The organism is Streptomyces sp. NPDC058534 (assembly GCF_042717365.1).
Classification (GTDB): Bacteria; Actinomycetota; Actinomycetes; order Streptomycetales; family Streptomycetaceae; genus Streptomyces.
On record NZ_JBHXNW010000060.1, the window covers coordinates 18,345 to 20,855 of the forward strand.

1 protein-coding gene is annotated in these 2,511 nt (G+C 78.3%); it reads left to right on the top strand.

The window, feature by feature from the left end; translation table 11 throughout:
* The first annotated feature begins 110 nt into the window (after positions 1-110).
* The gene (locus tag ACFWR9_RS30075) at positions 111-2,375 is read left to right on the top strand and encodes an FtsX-like permease family protein (protein ID WP_383847334.1); all 2,265 of its coding nucleotides are present in this window, start codon (positions 111-113) and stop codon (positions 2,373-2,375) included.
* The last annotated feature ends 136 nt before the right edge of the window (positions 2,376-2,511 follow it).

Sequence of the window (2,511 nt, forward strand, 5' to 3'; positions counted from 1 at the left end):
AGCTCGGGGGGGCGGCTGGGCCCGCCGCGCGCCCCCGCCCCCCCCCGCCCGCGGCCGGGGCGGGGACCCCCGCGCGCGGGGGGGCCCCCCCGGGCCAGGACACCCTGCGGGTGCCCACGCCGGTCGGCGACCGCACGCACGAGCTGGCCCAGCCGCGTGCCGTGCCGGCCGGGACCGTCGCGGAACTGGAGCGGCTCGGCCGGGTCGTCGCGGACCGGTCCTTCGCGGTACGCGCCGAGGGCGGGCCCGGTGACCTGGTGGGCCACCCGTGGTCCACCGCCGCGTTCGCCCCGTACGGGATCGACGCGGGCCGTGCGCCGCGCGCCGCCGGCGAGGTCGTCGTCACCGGCGGCTGGGCCGAGCCGGGCGAGCGGCTCCGCACCGGCCGCGGAGTCGTCCGGGTCGTGGGCACCGTGCCCGACCGCGGCTTCGAGAACGCCGTCTTCTACACCGACGCCGAGGCCGCGCGGCTCTCCCCCGTCAGCCTTCAGCTCGCGGTCGACGCGGACCCGTCGGCGGTGCGGGACGCGGTGCGCGGCAGCGCGGGGGTGCGCGTCCTGACCGGGGACGACCGCAGGTTCGCCGACGCCGATCCGGACCGGGACAGCGAGGCACTGACCGCGATGAACGCCATGTTCGGCACGGCCGGCGGCGTCACCGCCTTCGTGTCGGTGTTCGTCGTGGCGTCCACGTTCGCCTTCACCGTGGCGCAGCGGCGCCGCGAGTTCGGGCTGCTGCGCACCGCCGGGGCGACCCCGGGGCAGCTGCGCGCGATGGTGCTGGCCGAGGCCCTCGGGGTGGGCGTGCTCGCCTCCGCGGCCGGCTGCGGGCTCGGCTCGTGGGGTGCGCCGCACCTGGCCGCGTGGGTGGTCGACAGCGACCTGGCACCGGCCTGGTTCACCATCGGCGACCACACCTGGCCGTACCACATGGCCTTCTGGACGGGGCTCCTCGTCGCCCTGTGCGGCGTGCTCGCCGCGTCCTGGCGGGCCGGCCGGACCGGCCCCACGCAGGCGCTGCGCGAGGCGTCCGTGGACACCGGGGCGATGACGTGGGGCCGGTGGCTGTCCGGCGCGGGCCTGCTGCTGACCGCGCTGGTGACGCTCGGCATCGCGCTGGCCGGTGACCCCGGCGGCCTGCTGCACCGCAAGACGTACGTGAGCCGGCCGATGCTGCTGATCACCGCGGTCGCGATGCTCGCCCCCGTCGTGGTGCGCCCGCTGTCCCGGCTGCTGGCCTGGCTGCCGGCCCGGCTGCCGGGCGCGGCGGGCCTGCTGGTGCGGGAGAACGCCGCCGCCGGAGTGCGCCGTACGGCCGCCGTCGCGGCGCCCGTGCTGGTGACGGTCGCCCTCGCGGGCTCGCTGCTCGGCGCCACCGCGACGCTCGACGAGGCCGAGGCCACCGAGACGCGCGAGCGGACCGCCGCCGCCTTCGTGGTCACGGCGGCGGGCGACGCGGGCCTCGACGCCCGGACCGTGGACCGGTTGCGCTCGGTGCCCGGCGCGGTGGTCTCCCCGACCTCGTCGAGCGCGGTGTACGTCCTGGAGGAGGGCACCGCGCTCATCAGGTCCGACGCACGTGCCGTCGCCGACCCCGAGGCCCTCGCCGCCACGACCCGGCTGCCGCTCACGGAGGGGAGGGCGACCGACCTCGACGACGCCTCGATCATCGTCAACGGGGAGTGGGAACGGCACTCCGTGGGCCGGAGCGTGCGGGTGTGGCTTGGGGACGGCACCCGCAGGACGCTGCGCATCGCCGCCGTGATGGCTACCGGCACCGGCGGCAACGGCGTCTACGTCACGCGGGCCAACGCCCCCGGCGCCCCGGTCGACCGGGTGGACGTCGCCCTCGCGGACGGCGCCGACGCCGGCGCGGTGGCCGCCGGGCTGCGCGAGGCGGTGGGCGCGACCGGCGGACACGTGTCGAGCCGGGACGAGTGGGTCGCGGCCGCCTCCCCGGGGACCAACGGCACGACCCGGGCCGGCCTCCTCCTGGTGCTGGGCATCGCCCTGCTCTACACCGGGATCTCGCTGGTCAACACCATGGTGATGGCCACCGCCGACCGGGTGCGCGAGCTGGCGGTGCTGCGGCTGGCCGGGGCCACCCGGTGGCAGGTGCTGCGGCTGGTCGGTGCCGAGTCGCTGCTGGTGGTGGCGGCCGGCGCGCTGCTCGGGCTGGTCGTGACCGGGCTCAACCTGGCCGGGATGTGGGGGGCACTGGGCCTGCTCTCGGTGGACAGCACCATCGAGCTGCCGTGGGCGGCCCTCGGCGGGGTCGTCGCCTCCTGCGCCGTCCTGGCGCTGGTCGCCTCCGTGGTCCCGGCGTGGCTCGCCACGCGGCGCCGCGCGGTGGAAATGGCGGGAGCGCGGGAGTAGCCCCCGGTCCCGCGCCGGACATGCGAAGGGGGCGGGCGGCCCCGGGGGGGGGGGGCGCACCGGGTAACACGGGGTGTTGCCACCCGCCCCCGCCCCGGCCCCCACCCCGCCCGCCGCCCCGAGAACCCACACACCC